This window comes from Streptomyces sp. NPDC051963, assembly GCF_044593495.1.
In the GTDB taxonomy this organism is placed as follows: domain Bacteria; phylum Actinomycetota; class Actinomycetes; order Streptomycetales; family Streptomycetaceae; genus Streptomyces.
This window is the reverse complement of record NZ_JBIUCC010000009.1, coordinates 129,314-146,009: the sequence shown is the minus strand read 5'-3', so window position 1 is coordinate 146,009 and position 16,696 is coordinate 129,314. Positions and strand designations below refer to the sequence as shown.

The window sequence follows — 16,696 nt, the reverse complement described above, 5'->3', positions numbered from 1 at the left end:
CGGGGCTAATCCACCTCGTACTGCCCGACCTCCAGGAAGTACCGCAACTCCTCCGGCGTGCCGTCGATGACGGCCTCCGCGGCCGCACGCAGTGCGTCGCTGACGGTCGGGTCGGCGAGGATGCGGGCGACGGCCACGCGGTCGTCCTCGGCCTGGGCGAGGCGGTAACCGGTCTCCAGGAAGGCACGCCGGTCGTCCATGGTGCCTTCGATGGCCTTGGTGGCCTCCCGGTACACCGCCTTGCCGGAGTCCTCGTCGGCGAGGATGCGGAAGATGGCGACGGTGTCGTCCTCGTCCTGGGCGAGCCGGTAGCCGGTCGTCAGGAAGTAGCGCATGTCCTCCACGGTGCCGTCGAGCGCTTCGTTGGCCTCTCTGATGACGCCCTTGTCTCTGTTCGGGTCGGCGTCTGCCAGGATGCGGAGGATCGCGATGCGGAGTTCTTCCTCCGACATCTCGTCCACCGGCGTGGTGGGGTCGTCCGTCGGCGATGCCGCCGTCACGGTGGTCGACGAGGTCGTTGCGTCGGCGGCGAAGGCAGGTGCGGTGAACAGAAGCGCCGGGGTCAGCGCGGTGGCGGCCACGGTCAGGGCGGCTCGGGTCAGTTTCACGGGTGGACCTTCCTTGCGGACCGAGAGCTCTCGAACTGGAGAGCGGAGACTCGGAGATCGTCGCATCGGCCGGTCGTGGTTTCACTGCCGGGTGCAGGCAGTGTTCATGAGTGGTTGTTGCCGCCCCCTTTCCAAGAGCACAGCAAAGTGCGGCCTCCGACCCTCCCCCGAGGGAGCCGGAGGCCACTTCGACCGTGGCGCCGGCCGGGCGCGAGCAGTACCTGGGAACTGTCAGGGTCACTTCTCGCCGGGCGGCGTGTACTCCTTGAGGTAGTGGGCGACGCGGGCGGCGTAGTCGCGGTACTGCGGGGGAACACCGCCCGCGGCGTTCACCTTCTTGGTCGAGGTCCGGTAGGCGGCGGCGAGCAGGACCCTGCGGTCGCCGGTGAGGCCGGTGGAGTTCAGGCGGGGTTCCATGAAGCAGAGATAGCGGCCCACGGCCGGGATGGACTCGGCGGGGGTGAGGGGAGGCTCGGGAGTCGCCGTCGGGGGCACGCCGTCCGGGCTGATGTACCAGCGCAGGATGCTGGGGGTCCAGCGGGCGATGCCGTACTCGCCCTCCCCACCCGCGCCCGGGTCGGAGAGGTTCGGGTCGAAGTTGCTCTCCGCCTTCAGCAGGGCGGCGATCAGCGCCGGGGTGACCTCTTCCTGGACGCAGTCGTGAGCCGAGTCGACGATGAGGCGGCGGTAGGCCACCGGGACGCCTTTGTCCGTACGCAGTTCCGCAGCGCCGTAGGCGGCGGCCGTGACCTTCCCGGTCCCGCCGCCGGAGGCCCCGCTCCCAGCCGTGCCGCCGCCCGCCCAGGTGCTGATGCCGTAACCGAGCGCCGCCACACCGACGGTGGCGATCGCGGCGGCCAGCACGGTCGTACGGCGGGAGCGGCTGCGGGAAAGGAGGGCGCGGGGGAGACGGGGGGAGCGGGTCGTTCCCGCCGCGGTCTCCACCCGCCTCAGCAGCGCCTCCGTCCCGACCCGGTCGGCATGCGTCCGGGTCAGACAGTCCCGCACGATCTCCCGCCAGACGTCGGGGAGTTCGGGCGACAGACGCAGCTCGTCGGTGCCGCGGGCGTAGGCGGCGGCCGCGTCGCGGCGGGCCGTCGGGGTGCCGCCGGGCAAGGGGAAGGAGCCGGACAGCACGAGATGTGCCAGGACACCGAAGGCCCAGACGTCGGCCGACGGACGGATACGGCGGCCACGTTCGCCGATCTCCGACCAGAGCAGCTCCGGCGGCGTGTAGTCGGGCGTCGAGAAGGCGGGCGTGTACGCGTGCGTGCCCTCCAGCTCCGCCGCCATGTTGAAGTCGGCGAGGCGGGCTGAACCGTCCCGCATCAGCAGGACGTTGGCCGGTTTCAGATCTCCGTGCACCCAGCCGGCGTGGTGCAGCTGCGCCAGGCCCTCGCAGATCTGCGCGAGCAGGGCGGGACCTCCGGCCGGGCGGGGCTCCGCCGTGAGCAGGGCGGACAGCGACCCCTCCGCCTTCTCCAGTACGAGGACCGTGGCGCCGTCGAGGGCGGGGTGGGCCGGGTCGTCGACGGTGAACGTGTCGTACATCCGGATCAGCCGCGGCTGCTTCAGCCTGCGGTGCAACTCGACCTCGCGCTCGATCAGTTCGCGCAGGTGGGTGAGTTGGCGAGGGGTTCCGGTGCCGGTGGGCAGGAACTTCAGGGCGGCGGTACGGGGGAGGTCGGGGCCGGCATCGGGGTCGGCGCGTCTCGCCTCGTACACGCTCCCGAACGCCCCCGTGGCGATCGGCGCCCGCACCTCCCACGGGCCCACCCGGTACCCCTTCGGCACGGGCACGGCGTACGGCTCGGTCACGGGGCCACCCGGCCGGGGGAGGGGGCCGACAGGACGACGAGGTCGTCCTCCCGTACGAGGTCGAAGCGGAGGGCGAGGGAGACCAGGGTCTCCTTCTTGCCGTTGAGGCGCGGGCCGGTGTCCGCCGTGTCCGGGCCGGGCTTGAGGCGCAGCTTCACGGCCAGGTAGTCGATGTTCCACTGCACCGAAGTGCGGGATGCGGCGGGCCAGTTGGGGCGCAGGCGTTCGACGACCTGGTCCATGGTGGGCAGCGGGGCGTGCGGTTCACCGCGCAGGCGGGGTTCGCACAGGGCCGCGAGGACGGCGAAGTAGCGCTTGGTGCGGTCGAAGGAGAACGCGGGCGCGGTGGTCGCGCCGTCCAGGCCTCCCCCGGTGCTGAGGTAGTCGTGGCGCGGCGCCCAGACGTCGACCGGCAGCAGATCGCCGGCCGCGGGCAGCACGATCCGCGAGAACTCGAAGGGGACGGGCGCGTCCAGTCGACCCGGCCCCACCTTGATGTGTTCGCCCGCGCCCTCCGGGTTCTCCACGACGTATGTCTGACCGGCGCTGAGATTGCTCAGGACCCAGAAGGCGCCCTGCGCGGCGATGGCTCCCGCGCGGCGCGAGACGCCGTCGTGAGCGATCTCCAGGTCGTTGTCCGCGCCGCGCCCGAAGGTGAGCCGTTCACCGGGGGCGAGTCGGATCTGAGGGCGGTCGGGTTCGTCCTCCGCGCTCGGCGGCGGTACCACGATGATGCTGTACAAGGTGCGTCTCCCCGTGCCTGGCGGCTACCGCTTCAGATTAGGACGACGCAGCAGGGCCGTGTCCCCCCTGCACGGGTGAGACACGGCCCAGGCACATGATTTGGCGCGAACCGATCGGACGGCCGGTCGAGTTCGCGGGCCGGCCCGTTCAGTACCGCGGGCGGTTGAACCAGGCCGACCCCGCGCTGTTGACCATGGACGCGAGGATGATTCCGGCGAAGGCGAGGGAGATGAGCCCGCCGAAGGTGGCGGAGCCGTTCGCGCCGTTCACGATGTTGACGACGCCACCGAGGATCATCAGCGAGGCGTACACGATCGTGGTGATGCGGATGCCGCTGCCACCGTTCTTGAACTTGACGCCCAGGAAGATCGAGAGCGCGCCCAGGACGAGCAGCAGTCCGGCGGCCAGGAAGCCGAGGCCGGCCAGGGCGTCGGTGTCGTCGCCGCTGCCGACGCCGTTGGACAGGTCCTGGGCGGCGCCCACGGCGATGCCGGCGATGAGACCGAACAGCAGCTGGAAGCCGGCGAGGATGAAGAGCAGCACCCGCGCCGTCTTCATCAGGCCGGGCATCTGGACGGGCATCGCGTTCCCGCCCGGGTATCCCGGATATCCCGGGTAGCCGGGGTACGCGGGCTGGCCGGGCTGGCCCTGCGCGTAGCCGTAGGCGGGCGGCTGCTGGGGAGGCGCGCCCTGGGGATAGCCGTAGCCCGGCTGGGCCGGGGGCTGCTGCGGCGGGTAGCCGGGCTGCTGGCCCTGGGGCGGGCCATAAGGGTTGTTCGGGTCGCCGAAGCTCATCGAGCGGTCCTTCCTCCGTTTTGATCCAGTGCGGGGACGACGCGCGGCATGGCTCGGAGGAAGTTCTACGGATGCGGTTCGTCCCCCCGGTACTGCCCCGCGGCACTAGCGCCTCATCGTTCTTTAGACGCCTCTTACTTGTCCAGCCGCATTCCCTATGTGTTGTGCAAGTGCAACATCGCTGATCATGGGCGGATACGGGTGGAGATACGGCGCCCGGGGCCACCGGAGACCCGGATTGGAACCGGGAGGGCGTCATCCGCGAAGATGGGACCCATGACCGCCCAGATTCTCGATGGCAAGGCCACCGCAGCCGCGATCAAGTCCGACCTGACCGCCCGCGTGGCGGCGCTGAAGGAGAAGGGCGTCACGCCCGGCCTCGGCACGATCCTGGTCGGGGAGGACCCCGGCAGCCAGAAGTACGTCGCCGGCAAGCACCGCGACTGCGCCCAGGTCGGCATCGCCTCCATCCAGCGCGAGTTGCCCGCCACGGCGACGCAGGAGGAGATCGAGGCGGCCGTCCGCGAGCTGAACGAGGACCCGGCCTGCACCGGCTACATCGTCCAGCTGCCGCTCCCCAAGGGCATCGACGAGAACCGCATCCTCGAGCTGATGGACCCCGACAAGGACGCGGACGGCCTGCACCCGATGAACCTCGGGCGGCTGGTGCTCAACGAGCCCGCCCCGCTGCCCTGCACCCCGAACGGCGTCCTGACCCTGCTCCGCCGCTACGGCGTCGAGATCAAGGGCGCCGAGGTCGTGGTCGTCGGCCGCGGTGTCACCATCGGCCGCCCGATGCCGCTGCTGCTGACCCGGCGCAGCGAGAACGCGACCGTGACCCAGTGCCACACGGGGACGCGCGACCTGTCGGCGCATCTGAGGAACGCCGACATCATCGTCGCCGCCGCCGGTTCCGCCCATCTGATCCGTCCCGAGGACGTCAAGCCGGGCGCCGCCGTCCTGGACGTCGGTGTCTCGCGCAGCGCCGAGGGCAAGATCGTCGGCGATGTCCATCCGGACGTCGCGAAGGTCGCCGGCTGGATCTCCCCGAACCCCGGCGGCGTCGGCCCGATGACCCGGGCGCAGCTGCTGGTCAACGTGGTCGAGGCGGCGGAGCGCAGTGTCGGCTGAGGGAAGCGACGTGGAGAAGGCCGCACGCGCCGGTGAGTCCGCCGAGGCCGCCGAGACTGCCAAGGTCACGGATGCCGAGGGCGCCGAGGTCACGGATACCGAGGCCGCCGAGGTGACGGATGCCAAGGACGCCGAGGGCGCTGAGGACTTCGAGGACCTCGAGGTGCGGGACCCCATCAGCGCGCCCGACGCCGAGGGCAGGCCGCGCCGGGTCACCCGCCGTTTCCCGCTGTTCACCAGGGACACGGCGCGTCCGGAGGGCGGCGGCCGCGCCGCCCCCGGTGACGCCCCGGCGCCCGCCCGGCAGTGGCCGATGCTCGCCGTGCTGGGCCTGGTGGGTGTGGGCCTGCTGGTGACCGCGCTGGACGCGTTCCGTATCGGCACGCTGCTGATCGGTGTCGCCCTGCTCGGTGGCGCGGTGCTGCGCGGGGTGCTGCCGGGGGTGGGCATGCTCGCGGTCCGGTCGCGGTTCACGGATATCGCCACGTACGGCGTGCTGGGCCTGGCGATCGTTTTGCTGGCCATGATGGTGCAGCCGGATCCGTGGCTGGTGATCCCGTTCTTGAAGGACACGCTGCACTTCACGGTCGACACGTAGCGCTCCGCGGGGGGCGGTTGTCCGGCGGCGGGGGAGGGTGGAACCGATCTTCCTCTGACGTCGTCATGTGCAGCGACCGGGCCGAGAGAGGGATGCCGTGGAGGTGGATGATGGGCGCCTGGCAGCCGCTGCCGGAGGATCTGCCGCCGGAGGTACGGCATTTCGTCGAGCAGCTGCGTGAGGTGAAGGACAGGACGGGCCTCAGCCTCGTGGCGCTCGGCGCGCGCACCGCGTACAGCAAGTCCTCCTGGCACCGCTATCTCAACGCCACCCAGCCCCCGCCCCGGCAGGCCGTCGTCGCCCTGTGCCGGGTCGCGGACGTGGACCCCGAACGCCTCGGCGTGCGCTGGGAGATGGCGGTCGAGGCGTGGCCGCGGCCGACGGTTCCCCACAAGGACGACGGGGCCGGGGGCGCCGAGGAGTACGAGGAGTACCCCACGCGCCCGTGGTGGGACGCACCGGAGGAGGAGCCGCCCGCGGCCCCGTCCCGCAGGCTGCTCGTCGTGGCCGTCGCGCTCGTGCTGACCCTGCTGGCGCTGACGGTGATCGGTGTCCTCGTCTTCGGATAGGGCCGCTGGGTCCGCCAGGGCCCAAGGCGCATGAGCGCCGAGGGCGCGTGAGCTGAGCGTTGTGGGACCCGTGCGCTTTTCGTGACCAAGTATGTGCGTTCTGTGTGTCGATGTGTTGACAAGTTCGCGGATTTGCGGGGAAGTCGTTCGACAACAGGGCTAGCGTGGTCAATCGGGACGGTCCGGGACGTCCTGAGCGTCTGCCAGGAGTACTGCCGGGTGGAGTCGGGGAGAGGGCACCACCGGTGGGAGACTGGACCACGTGCCGGTGGGCGTGCAACGGTGCATGCCCACGGCCCCGATGCACCCGTGCGCCCCCACCCCGGGAACTGAGATCCTGACTGGGCGCATCCCTGTGGGTAGCCAGAACGGGGACTCGGCAGAGGGCATCACGCGCGGGGGCAAGAGACCAGCACGACCGGGGGGAAAGAGGGGGGAGCAATGCCTCGTTGGAGGGCCTTGCCGGATGAACTGGATCCGCAGGTCAGGGAGTTCGCGAGCCAGCTGCGGCGGCTCGTGGACCGCAGCGGCCTGAGCGTGGCGGCCGTGGCCGACCGCACGGGTTACAGCAAGACGTCCTGGGAGCGTTATCTCAATGGCCGGCTGCTCGCGCCGAAGGGCGCGATCGTCGCCCTGGCCGAGGTGACCGGGACCAATCCCATCCATCTGACGACCATGTGGGAGCTCGCCGAGCGTGCCTGGAGCCGTTCGGAGATGCGCCACGACATGACCATGGAGGCGATCCGGATCTCCCAGGCGCGTGCCGCGCTCGGGGAGTTCGGGGCGCCGCCCGCCAATGCCAAGAGCGGCAAGACGGCCCGCAAGAGCGGCAGCGCGACGGCGACGCCGGGCATCGCGGGACCGGCGGGTGTGGCACCGACGGTCCCGCCGCAGCCGACGGGACCGGAAGTGCGGGACTCCGAGCCCGGTGCGTCCGGTCGCTCCTCCGGGGGCAACTCCTGGGGGATGGCCGGGTATACGGGGCCTTCGTCGGCCGGGGGAGGAACGGCTGCTGCGGCGGCGGCCGCGCCCGCGCCCGTGGCGAGCGTGGGTTCCGTGGCGCCGGGTGCCGCCGGGCCGGGCTCGTACGGCGAACCGCCGCAGGGGCCCCGTCCGGGGGGCGGTTCGCCGTCCGGCGGGACGTCGGGGAAGCGACGGGCGACGATGTTCCTCGCGGGAGTCGTCGGCGTCCTCGTCGTGGTCGCGGCCGCGTTCTTCCTCACGGAGCGCGGCGGTGACGACGATCCGAAGGACACCGCCAAGTCGCCTTCGCCGTCCGCCACCACCGACCCCTCGCTGCCGGCCGGGGTGGAGTGCAGCGGCGCCACCTGCACGGGCAAGGACGCGGAAACCATGGGGTGCAGTGGAGACCTCGTGACCACCGCCAAGACCGCCACCGTCGGCACGGCCGTCGTCGAGGTGCGGTACAGCGAGACCTGCGGCGCGGCCTGGGGTCGTATTACCGGCGCCGCGCAGGGGGACGAGGTGCGGGTGACGGTGGGGTCGGCGGAACAGACCGGCTCCATCACCACCGCCGGGGACACGATCGCGTACACGCCGATGGTGGCCGTGAAGGACGCGGGCGAGGCGGAGGCGTGCGTGACGCTGGCGTCCGGGGAGCTGGGCTGCACGCAATAGCGCAGGTGAGTGCAGTCGGCCTGCTGTGAGCGGGGGTCCGGGGCGGCAACCCCTAGGGCCCCCGCTTCGCGCAACCCGTCGGACCCTCACTTCGCGGAACGAAACAAATTCCGCTACGGCAGGCATGGCGGCCCGCATCGCGGGCAGGCGGACCGATACCCCCACGGGAGTCCGGCTGGTTCGGTACCCCCACCGGCGGCCGCCGTTGTCCCCCCCTCTCCCGGGCATGGCGGCCGCCCCCTCCTTTTCGGGTGGCTGTGGGGTGGGCCACAGGGACCCGGACGCCCGGGATTCCGGATGCGCGATAGCCTGACCGCTGGATCTCTCTTGATGCCAAGAGATCGATCATTCGAACCCCCGGGGCAGCGACGCCCCACCGCCAGCTGTCATACGGAGAACGCCATGACCCGCACTCCCGTGAACGTCACCGTCACCGGCGCGGCCGGCCAGATCGGTTACGCCCTGCTCTTCCGCATCGCCTCCGGCCAGCTGCTCGGCGCGGACGTGCCGGTCAAGCTCCGCCTCCTGGAGATCACCCCGGCGCTGAAGGCCGCCGAGGGCACGGCCATGGAGCTGGACGACTGCGCGTTCCCGCTGCTCCAGGGCATCGACATCACGGACGACCCGAACGTCGCCTTCGACGGCACCAACGTAGGCCTGCTCGTGGGCGCCCGCCCCCGCACCAAGGGCATGGAGCGCGGCGACCTCCTCGAGGCCAACGGCGGCATCTTCAAGCCGCAGGGCAAGGCCATCAACGACCACGCCGCCGACGACGTCAAGATCCTCGTCGTGGGCAACCCGGCCAACACGAACGCGCTCATCGCGCAGGCCGCCGCCCCGGACGTACCGGCCGAGCGCTTCACGGCCATGACCCGCCTGGACCACAACCGCGCGCTGACCCAGCTCGCGAAGAAGACGGGCTCGACGGTCGCCGACATCAAGCGCCTGACGATCTGGGGCAACCACTCCGCCACCCAGTACCCGGACATCTTCCACGCCACCATCGCCGGCAAGAACGCCGCCGAGGTCGTGAACGACGAGAAGTGGCTGGCCGAGGACTTCATCCCGACCGTCGCCAAGCGCGGCGCCGCCATCATCGAGGCCCGCGGCGCCTCGTCGGCCGCCTCCGCCGCCAACGCCGCCATCGACCACGTCCACACCTGGGTCAACGGCACGGCGGACGGCGACTGGGTCTCCATGGGCATCCCGTCGGACGGCTCCTACGGCGTCGCCGAGGGCCTCATCTCCTCCTTCCCGGTCACCACGAAGGACGGCAAGTACGAGATCGTCCAGGGCCTGGACATCAACGAGTTCTCCCGCGCCCGCATCGACGCGTCCGTGCAGGAACTGACGGAGGAGCGCGAGGCGGTCCGCTCCCTCGGCCTCATCTGAGTTCCTGAACCACTGATCCCCGGGCGGCATCGGCCACCCGGGGATCTGTGTTTCAGCCCAGCCGCTTCTCGAACCAGTGACTGGCGTAGACGTTGTCGTCGTAGCGCGCGATCTCCGTGTACCCGCACGCCCGGTACATCGCCTGCGCCTCCGAGAGCGTCGCGTGCGTGTCCAGTCGTACGACGTCGAAGCCGCGACGTCGGCCCTCGCGTTCCAGGGCGTCGAGGATCCGGCGGGCGAGCCCGAGGCGCCGGGCGTCGGGGTGCACCCACACATGCCGGATCTCGCCGACGCCGGGCCCCAGCCGCCGCAGTGCTCCGCAGCCCACCGGCCTGTCCTCCTCGTAGGCCACGAAGAACGCCCCGGCGTCCCCGGACACCTCGTCCGCTCGTACGAGGTCGGACTTGTCGAACCCTTCCGGGAACCGCTCGTCGATGTCGTCGGCGTAGGCGTCCAGGCAGGCCCGCGCGTCCGCGGAGGCGCCGTCGACCAGGTCGACGGTGATGGCGGCGAGGCGGAGGAGGCGGCGGGTGGTGGTCATCGCCTCGGTCAGGTCGGCGCGCTGGGTGTCGGTGAGGCCGCCGAGGAGGTGGGCCACGAGGGCGTTGGCCCGGCGCTGCTGTTCCTTCAGCTCGACCTGTCCTGCCGGGGTCAGCGCGACCATCCGCAGCCGGTTGTCGTCGGGGTGCACGGTGACTCGGACCATGCCCTGCGCTTCCAGGGCCTTCGCCATCCGGCTCAAGTACCCGGCGTCCAGGCCGAGTCGGCTCCTGAGCTCGCGCAGAGAGACGCCGTCACCGATCTCGAACAACAGCCGGGCCTCGCCGAGCGGACGGTCCTGGCCGAGGTAGTGGTCGTCCAGTGCGCCGATGCGGCGCGTGAAGTAGCGGTTGAACCGACGGAAGGCCGCCACCTGCTCCGTCGACACCGGTTCCGTGTGTACGGGCTCCATTCTTTGACTTTAGTCAAAGGATTCTGAGGAGTCCAGGGAGCCGCCTTTCGCCCTATTCGCCCGCATGTTCAGTGACGCGGCCCACTTTCGGCCATGCATTGCGCATGTATCCGAGGGCCGGGGGCATGTGCTCACGGTCCTCGGGAGCAACACATATGTGACTCAGGGGCACTGAACAGGAACGGAAGGCAATACCGATCATGGCAAGGCAGCAGACGCAGCGGACGATCCATGTCGACGGCCAGTGGCTGGAAGCGGTCTCCGGCGCCACGCGCGAGATCCTCGACCCGGCAGACGCCCTGCCCTTCGCCGTGGTCGCGGAGGGGGACGAGAAGGACACCGACCTGGCGGTCGCGGCGGCCCGCCGGGCCTTCGACGAGGGGGACTGGCCGCACACCCCCGTCGCCGAGCGTGCCGCGCTGCTGCGCCGGGTCGCCGACCTCCTCGTCCGCGACCGGGAGGCGCTCGGGCTGCTGGAGAGCCGGGACGCGGGCAAGACGGTCGAAGAGGGCCGGGTCGACATCGACTGCGTCGCCGACGCCTTCCGCTACTTCGCCGATCTGGTGGTGGCGGAGGGCGCGGGCAGGGTGGTCGACGCGGGCTCGCCCGACATCCACAGCGTCGTCGTGCACGAGCCGGTCGGCGTGTGCGCACTGATCACGCCCTGGAACTACCCCTTGTTGCAGGCCAGCTGGAAGATCGCCCCGGCGCTCGCGGCCGGCAACACCTTCGTGATCAAGCCGAGCGAGATCACTCCGCTGACCACGATCGCCCTGATCGACCTGCTGGCGGAGGCCGGTCTGCCCGCCGGGGTCGCGGGCATCGTGACCGGGCCCGGTCACTCGGTCGGCGCCCGGCTCGCCGACCATCCCGACGTCGACCTCGTCTCCTTCACCGGCGGCCTGATCAGCGGCACCAAGGTCGCGCAGGCCGCCGCCGTGACCGTCAAGAAGGTCGCCCTCGAACTCGGCGGCAAGAACCCCAACGTCGTGTTCGCCGACGCCTGTTCGACCGACGAGGACTTCGACACGGCCGTCGACCAGGCCCTGAACGCCGCGTTCATCCACAGCGGGCAGGTGTGCTCCGCGGGCGCCCGGCTCATCGTCGAGGAGTCGGTCCGGGAACGCTTCGTCGCCGAACTCGCCCGCCGGGCCTCGAAGATCCGCCTCGGCCGCGGCACCGAGGACGGCGTGGAGTGCGGGCCGCTCGTCTCCGAGCAGCAGCGCACGAAGGTCGAGTCGTACGTCGCCTCCGCGCTGGCCGAGGGCGCGCTGCTCCGCTCCGGCGGCAAGCGCCCCGAGCCGTCGGCCGAGCGCCCGGCCACCGGCTACTTCTACGAGCCGACGGTCCTGGACCAGTGCCACCGCGAGATGAAGGTCGTACGCGAAGAGGTCTTCGGCCCGGTGCTCACCGTCGAGACGTTCCGTACGGAGGACGAGGCGGTCGCTCTCGCCAACGACACGGAGTACGGGCTCGCGGGCGCCGTCTGGACCACCGACGCCGGACGCGCCCGCCGGGTCGCCGCCCGGCTGCGGCACGGCACCGTCTGGATCAACGACTTCCACCCCTACCTACCGCAGGCGGAGTGGGGCGGCTTCGGCAAGAGCGGGGTGGGCCGCGAGCTCGGTCCCGCCGGACTCGCCGAGTACCGCGAGAGCAAGCACGTCTACCAGAACCTGGCGCCGAAGCCGGTGCGGTGGTTCGCCGGATAGGCGACTACGGAAGTGCCGCGACAGGTCGTGTGTCGTCTGCGGCGCCGTCGTGGCTGGTCGCGCAGTTCCCCGCTCCCCTTTGGGGCGCGTCCAGTCACGCCCCCTTCAAGCCTGATCCCTTTTGGAGTTACCCCCATGTCCGAAACCCCCCACGTCTACGACTACGTCGTCATCGGTGGCGGCACCGCGGGCTCCGTCATCGCCTCCCGCCTCACCGAGAACCCGGACGTCACCGTCGCGGTCATCGAGGGCGGCCCCAGCGACGTCGGCCGCGACGACGTGCTGACCCTGCGCCGCTGGATGGGCCTCCTCGGCGGCGAACTGGACTACGACTACCCGACCACCGAGCAGCCCCGCGGCAACTCCCACATCCGGCACAGCCGCGCCCGCGTCCTCGGCGGGTGTTCGAGCCACAACACCCTCATCTCCTTCAAGCCGCTGCCGTCCGACTGGGACGAGTGGGAGGCGGCCGGTGCCCAGGGGTGGGGCGCGGTGCCGATGGAGGCGTACTACGCCCGGCTGCTGAACAACGTCGTCCCGGTCGACGAGAAGGACCGCAACGCCATCGCCCGCGACTTCGTCGACGCCGCCCAGGCCGCACTCGGCGTGCCGCGCGTCGAGGGCTTCAACAAGAAGCCGTTCACCGAGGGCGTCGGCTTCTTCGACCTCGCCTACCACCCGGAGGACAACAAGCGGTCGAGCGCGTCGGTGGCGTATCTGCACCCGGTGATGGACGAGCGCCCGAACCTGACGATCCTGCTTCAGACCTGGGCGTACCGGCTGGAGCTGGAGGGCACCCGGGCCGAGGGCGTGCGGGTACGGGACAAGGACGGCGCGGAGTTCGTCGTACGAGCCCGCAACGAGGTTCTGCTGTGCGCGGGCGCCGTCGACTCGCCGCGCCTGCTGCTGCACTCGGGCATCGGGCCCCGGCAGGATCTGGAGGCGCTCGGCATCCCGGTCGTCCACGACCTGCCCGGCGTCGGTGAGAACCTGCTCGACCACCCCGAGTCGGTGATCGTCTGGGAGACGGACGGCCCCATCCCGGAGAACTCCGCGATGGACTCGGACGCGGGCCTTTTCGTGCGCCGCGACCCCGAACACGCGGGCCCGGACCTGATGTTCCACTTCTACCAGATCCCGTTCACGGACAACCCGGAGCGACTGGGCTACGAGCGGCCGGAGTTCGGCGTCTCGATGACCCCGAACATCCCCAAGCCGAAGAGCCGCGGCCGGCTGTACCTGACCAGCCCCGACCCCGCCGAGAAGCCCGCCCTCGACTTCCGCTACTTCACGGACGAGGACGACTACGACGGCCGCACCCTCGTCGACGGCATCCGCATCGCCCGCGAGATCGCCAGGACGGAGCCCCTGGCGGGCTGGCTCAGGCGCGAGGTGTGCCCGGGCCCGGAGATCCTCGGCGACGCGGAACTCGGCGAGTACGCCCGCAAGGTCGCGCACACCGTCTACCACCCGGCCGGGACCTGCCGTATGGGCGCGGCGACCGACGAACAGGCGGTCGTGGACCCGCAGTTGAGGATCCGCGGCCTGGACGGAATCCGGATCGCCGACGCGTCCGTCTTCCCGACGATGCCCGCCGTGAACCCGATGATCGGGGTGCTCATGGTCGGGGAGAAGGCCGTCGACCTGATCGGTGGTGACGCGTGATGACCACGACCCCGAACACACCCGTCTTCTCCGTCCAGGGCCTGTGGAAGGTCTTCGGCCCGAAAGCGGACCGCGTCCCCGCCGACCCGGAGCTGGCCTCCCTGGAGCCCGCCGACCTCCGCGGCCGCACCGGCTGCACGGCCGCCGTCCGGGACGTCTCCTTCGACGTCCGCAAGGGCGAGGTCTTCGTCGTCATGGGCCTGTCCGGTTCCGGCAAGTCCACCCTGGTCCGCTGTCTGACCCGGCTGATCGAACCGACGTCCGGCACCATCGCCATCGACGGTGAGGACGTCCGCGCGATGGACAAGCCCCGGCTGCGCGAACTGCGCCGACACCGCGCCGCGATGGTCTTCCAGCACTTCGGCCTGCTTCCGCACCGCACGGTCCTCGACAACGTGGCGTACGGCCTGGAGATCCAGGGCGTGGGCAGGGCGGAGCGCCGTGCGCGCGCCGCCGAAGTCGTCGCCAAGGTCGGCCTGGAGGGCATGGAGCAGCGCAGGCCGAGCCAGCTGTCCGGCGGACAGCGCCAGCGGGTGGGCCTGGCCCGGGCGCTGGCGGTGGACCCCGAAGTCCTGCTGTTCGACGAGCCGTTCAGCGCCCTCGACCCGCTGATCCGGCGGGACATGCAGGAGGAGGTCATCCGCCTCCACCGCGAGGAGGGCCGCACGATGGTCTTCATCACCCATGACCTGAGCGAGGCGCTGAAGCTCGGCGACCGCATCGCGCTGATGCGTGACGGCCGTGTGGTGCAGCTGGGGACGCCGGAGGAGATCGTGGGCTCCCCGGCCGACGACTACGTCCGGGAGTTCGTGCGGGACGTGCCGCGCGAGCAGGTCATGACGGTGCGTACGGCGATGCGGGCGGGGGAGTGCGGCGGTTCCGATCACCCGGGCGCCATAGCCGCCGACGCCGTGGTCGCCGAAGCGATCAAGGTGGTCGCCGACCTCGGCACATCTGCCTGCGTTGTGGAGGACGGCCGTTGCCGGGGCACCGTGGACGCGGACGCCCTGCTCGGCGTGGTAGCCGGCGCAGCTGCGGGCAGTCGTGCCGCTGGGGCGGCACGGGTGGGCGCAGCGGCACCCGCCAAGCGGCGGCAAGCGACCCAACCAGACGGCAACACCCACGCGGAGTCCGTCTGATGGCAACGATCACCGCACCGACCCCTCGCACACTCCCCGCGATCCTCAGAAACCGCGCGGTGGCCAAGCTCTCCCTCCTCGCCCTCGCCGCCGCGATCCTCGTCCCCCTCGCCGACGCCCGCTGGGCGAGCGGCGCCTGGCCCGACGCACTGACCGTCGATCTGTCCGGGCCCCTCACCAGAACCAGCGACTGGATCATCGACAACCGGGACAGCCACCCCCTGTTCCTCTACTTCTTCGGCCATGTCAGCAACGCGGTCGTCGTCTCCGTACGCGCCGTCTATCTGCTCCTGCTGGCCGCCGGATGGGCCGGCGTCACCGCGTTCGGCGCGCTGATCGCCTGGCGGGTGGCAGGCGTGCGCCTCGCCCTCGGTACCGCCGCCGCCCTGCTGACCTGCGGGCTTCTGGGCATGTGGATCCCGACCATGCAGACCCTCGCCCTCATGGTGGCGGCGGTCCTCGCCTCGGTCGTGGTCGGCGCGCTCCTCGGTCTCGCCGCCGGGCTGTCCGACCGTATGGACCGAGTCCTGCGCCCGGTCCTGGACACCATGCAGGTGCTGCCCGCCTTCGCCTACCTCCTCCCCGTCGTCCTGGTCTTCGGTATCGGCGTCCCCGCGGCCGTCCTCGCCACGGTCGTCTACGCCGCCCCGCCGATGGCCCGCCTCACCGCGCTGGGCCTGCGCGGCGCCGACAAGGAGGTGCTGGAGGCGGTCGAGTCGCTCGGCTCCACCGCACGCCAGCGCCTGCTGACCGCCCGTGTCCCGCTGGCCCGCAAGGAACTCCTCCTCGGCCTCAACCAGACGATCATGATGGCGCTGTCGATGGCGGTCATCGCGTCGGTGATCGGCGGCGGCGGTCTCGGTGACCGCGTCTACCAGGCGCTGGCCTCGGTCGACGTGGGCGCCGCGCTCGCGGCCGGGATTCCGATCGTGCTGCTCGCGGTCGTGCTGGACCGGGTGACCGGCGCGGCAGGAGAACAGCGCGGGGACGGCCGTAAGGCACTGTGGGCGTACGCGGCCGTCGCCACCCTCGCCGTCGCGCTCGCCGCCCGGCTCGCGGGCCGGGTCGACTGGCCCGACGCCTGGACGGTCGCCATCGACGACCCGGTCAACCGGGTCGTCGACTGGATGACCGCGCACCTCTACTCCGGCGTCCCCGTCATCGGCGGCACCGCCGACTGGGCGGCCCGCTTCACCACCTGGGTCCTGGACCCGGTCCGGGACGGACTCCAGTGGCTGCCCTGGTGGTCGGTCCTGCTGATCGTCGCCGCACTGGCCTGGCTGATCGGCACCTGGCGCACCGCGCTGACCGCCGTCCTCGCCATGGCCGCGATCGGCGCGCTCGGCGTCTGGGACTCCTCGCTCGACACCCTCTCCCAGGTCCTCGCCGCCGTCGCCGTCACCCTCGTCCTCGGCTTCGCGACCGGTGTCGCGGCGGCCCGCAGCGACCGGGTCGAGCGTCTGCTCCGTCCCGTCCTGGACGTCTTCCAGACGATGCCGCAGTTCGTGTATCTCATCCCGGTCGTCGCACTGTTCGGCGTGGGCCGCGCGCCGGCCGTCGCCGCGGCCGTCGTCTACGCCCTCCCGGCCGTCGTCCGCATCACCGCCCAGGGCCTGCGCCGGGTCGACCCCGCCGCCCTGGAGTCGGCCCGCTCACTCGGCGCGACCCCCGCCCAGCAGCTCCGGCAGGTCCAACTCCCGCTCGCCCGCCCGGCGTTGCTGCTCGCCCTCAACCAGGGCGTGGTCCTGGTCCTCGCCGTCGTCATCATCGGCGGCCTGGTCGGCGGCGGAGCCCTCGGCTACGACGTCGTCTTCGGCCTCGCCCAGGGCGACCTGGCGACCGGCCTGGTCGCGGGCGCCGCGATCGTCTGCCTCGGCCTGATGCTCGACCGGGTGACGCAACCGACCGGACGCCGCGCGAAGAAGGGAGCGTGAC

14 protein-coding genes are annotated in these 16,696 nt (G+C 71.4%); 9 read left to right on the top strand and 5 right to left on the bottom strand.

Translation table 11 applies throughout. The annotated features are described in order from the left end of the window. Window positions 1–5: 5 nt before the first annotated feature. From ACIHFB_RS35060 to ACIHFB_RS35045, 4 genes are all read right to left on the bottom strand, one after another. The gene (locus tag ACIHFB_RS35060; RefSeq protein ID WP_365280762.1) at window positions 6–608 is read right to left on the bottom strand and encodes an ALF repeat-containing protein; all 603 of its coding nucleotides are present in this window, start codon (window positions 606–608) and stop codon (window positions 6–8) included. Between the two features lie 237 nt (window positions 609–845). After that, window positions 846–2,426, bottom strand: a complete 1,581-nt coding sequence (locus ACIHFB_RS35055; protein WP_400129023.1) for a serine/threonine protein kinase — start codon at window positions 2,424–2,426, stop codon at window positions 846–848. Next, the gene (locus tag ACIHFB_RS35050; protein ID WP_400129022.1) at window positions 2,423–3,169 is read right to left on the bottom strand and encodes an FHA domain-containing protein; all 747 of its coding nucleotides are present in this window, start codon (window positions 3,167–3,169) and stop codon (window positions 2,423–2,425) included. Before ACIHFB_RS35050 ends, ACIHFB_RS35055 begins: the two co-directional genes overlap by 4 nt. A gap of 148 nt (window positions 3,170–3,317) precedes the next feature. Further along, on the bottom strand, window positions 3,318–3,965 hold the full coding sequence (locus tag ACIHFB_RS35045) for a hypothetical protein (protein WP_365280753.1): 648 nt from the start codon (window positions 3,963–3,965) through the stop codon (window positions 3,318–3,320). Between the two features lie 276 nt (window positions 3,966–4,241). Between ACIHFB_RS35045 and ACIHFB_RS35040 the strand changes: the two genes are divergently transcribed. The 5 genes from ACIHFB_RS35040 to ACIHFB_RS35020 all read left to right on the top strand — a co-directional run bounded on the left by ACIHFB_RS35040 (window position 4,242) and on the right by ACIHFB_RS35020 (window position 9,293). Next, complete coding sequence (locus ACIHFB_RS35040; RefSeq protein WP_365280750.1) at window positions 4,242–5,096, top strand: bifunctional methylenetetrahydrofolate dehydrogenase/methenyltetrahydrofolate cyclohydrolase; 855 nt, start codon at window positions 4,242–4,244, stop codon at window positions 5,094–5,096. 112 nt (window positions 5,097–5,208) lie between these two features. Continuing rightward, window positions 5,209–5,694, top strand: coding sequence for a DUF3017 domain-containing protein (locus ACIHFB_RS35035; protein ID WP_365281633.1), 486 nt, complete (start codon window positions 5,209–5,211; stop codon window positions 5,692–5,694). Between the two features lie 110 nt (window positions 5,695–5,804). Then, window positions 5,805–6,263, top strand: coding sequence for a helix-turn-helix transcriptional regulator (locus tag ACIHFB_RS35030; RefSeq protein WP_365281630.1), 459 nt, complete (start codon window positions 5,805–5,807; stop codon window positions 6,261–6,263). A gap of 459 nt (window positions 6,264–6,722) precedes the next feature. Further along, window positions 6,723–7,901, top strand: coding sequence for a DUF2690 domain-containing protein (locus tag ACIHFB_RS35025; RefSeq protein WP_400129021.1), 1,179 nt, complete (start codon window positions 6,723–6,725; stop codon window positions 7,899–7,901). 402 nt (window positions 7,902–8,303) lie between these two features. Then, entirely contained in the window at window positions 8,304–9,293 is a 990-nt protein-coding gene (locus tag ACIHFB_RS35020; protein WP_365280744.1) for a malate dehydrogenase, read from the top strand. Between the two features lie 52 nt (window positions 9,294–9,345). Here ACIHFB_RS35020 and ACIHFB_RS35015 read toward each other — a convergent pair whose 3' ends face one another. Next, the gene (locus ACIHFB_RS35015; RefSeq protein ID WP_400129020.1) at window positions 9,346–10,245 is read right to left on the bottom strand and encodes a GNAT family N-acetyltransferase; all 900 of its coding nucleotides are present in this window, start codon (window positions 10,243–10,245) and stop codon (window positions 9,346–9,348) included. Between the two features lie 200 nt (window positions 10,246–10,445). On the opposite strand from ACIHFB_RS35015, the gene ACIHFB_RS35010 reads away from it, so the two are divergent. The 4 genes from ACIHFB_RS35010 to ACIHFB_RS34995 all read left to right on the top strand — a co-directional run bounded on the left by ACIHFB_RS35010 (window position 10,446) and on the right by ACIHFB_RS34995 (window position 16,695). Then, window positions 10,446–11,957, top strand: a complete 1,512-nt coding sequence (locus ACIHFB_RS35010; RefSeq protein ID WP_400129019.1) for an aldehyde dehydrogenase family protein — start codon at window positions 10,446–10,448, stop codon at window positions 11,955–11,957. Between the two features lie 135 nt (window positions 11,958–12,092). Further along, the gene (locus ACIHFB_RS35005) at window positions 12,093–13,622 is read left to right on the top strand and encodes a GMC family oxidoreductase (protein WP_400129018.1); all 1,530 of its coding nucleotides are present in this window, start codon (window positions 12,093–12,095) and stop codon (window positions 13,620–13,622) included. Next, window positions 13,622–14,761 (top strand): glycine betaine/L-proline ABC transporter ATP-binding protein, encoded by a 1,140-nt coding sequence (locus tag ACIHFB_RS35000; protein ID WP_365280732.1) that lies wholly within the window; start codon window positions 13,622–13,624, stop codon window positions 14,759–14,761. Before ACIHFB_RS35005 ends, ACIHFB_RS35000 begins: the two co-directional genes overlap by 1 nt. Continuing rightward, a complete protein-coding gene (locus tag ACIHFB_RS34995) occupies window positions 14,761–16,695 on the top strand; it encodes an ABC transporter permease (protein WP_400129017.1) in 1,935 nt (644 codons plus the stop codon). The genes ACIHFB_RS35000 and ACIHFB_RS34995 overlap by 1 nt, the downstream gene beginning before the upstream one ends. Window position 16,696: the final 1 nt, after the last annotated feature.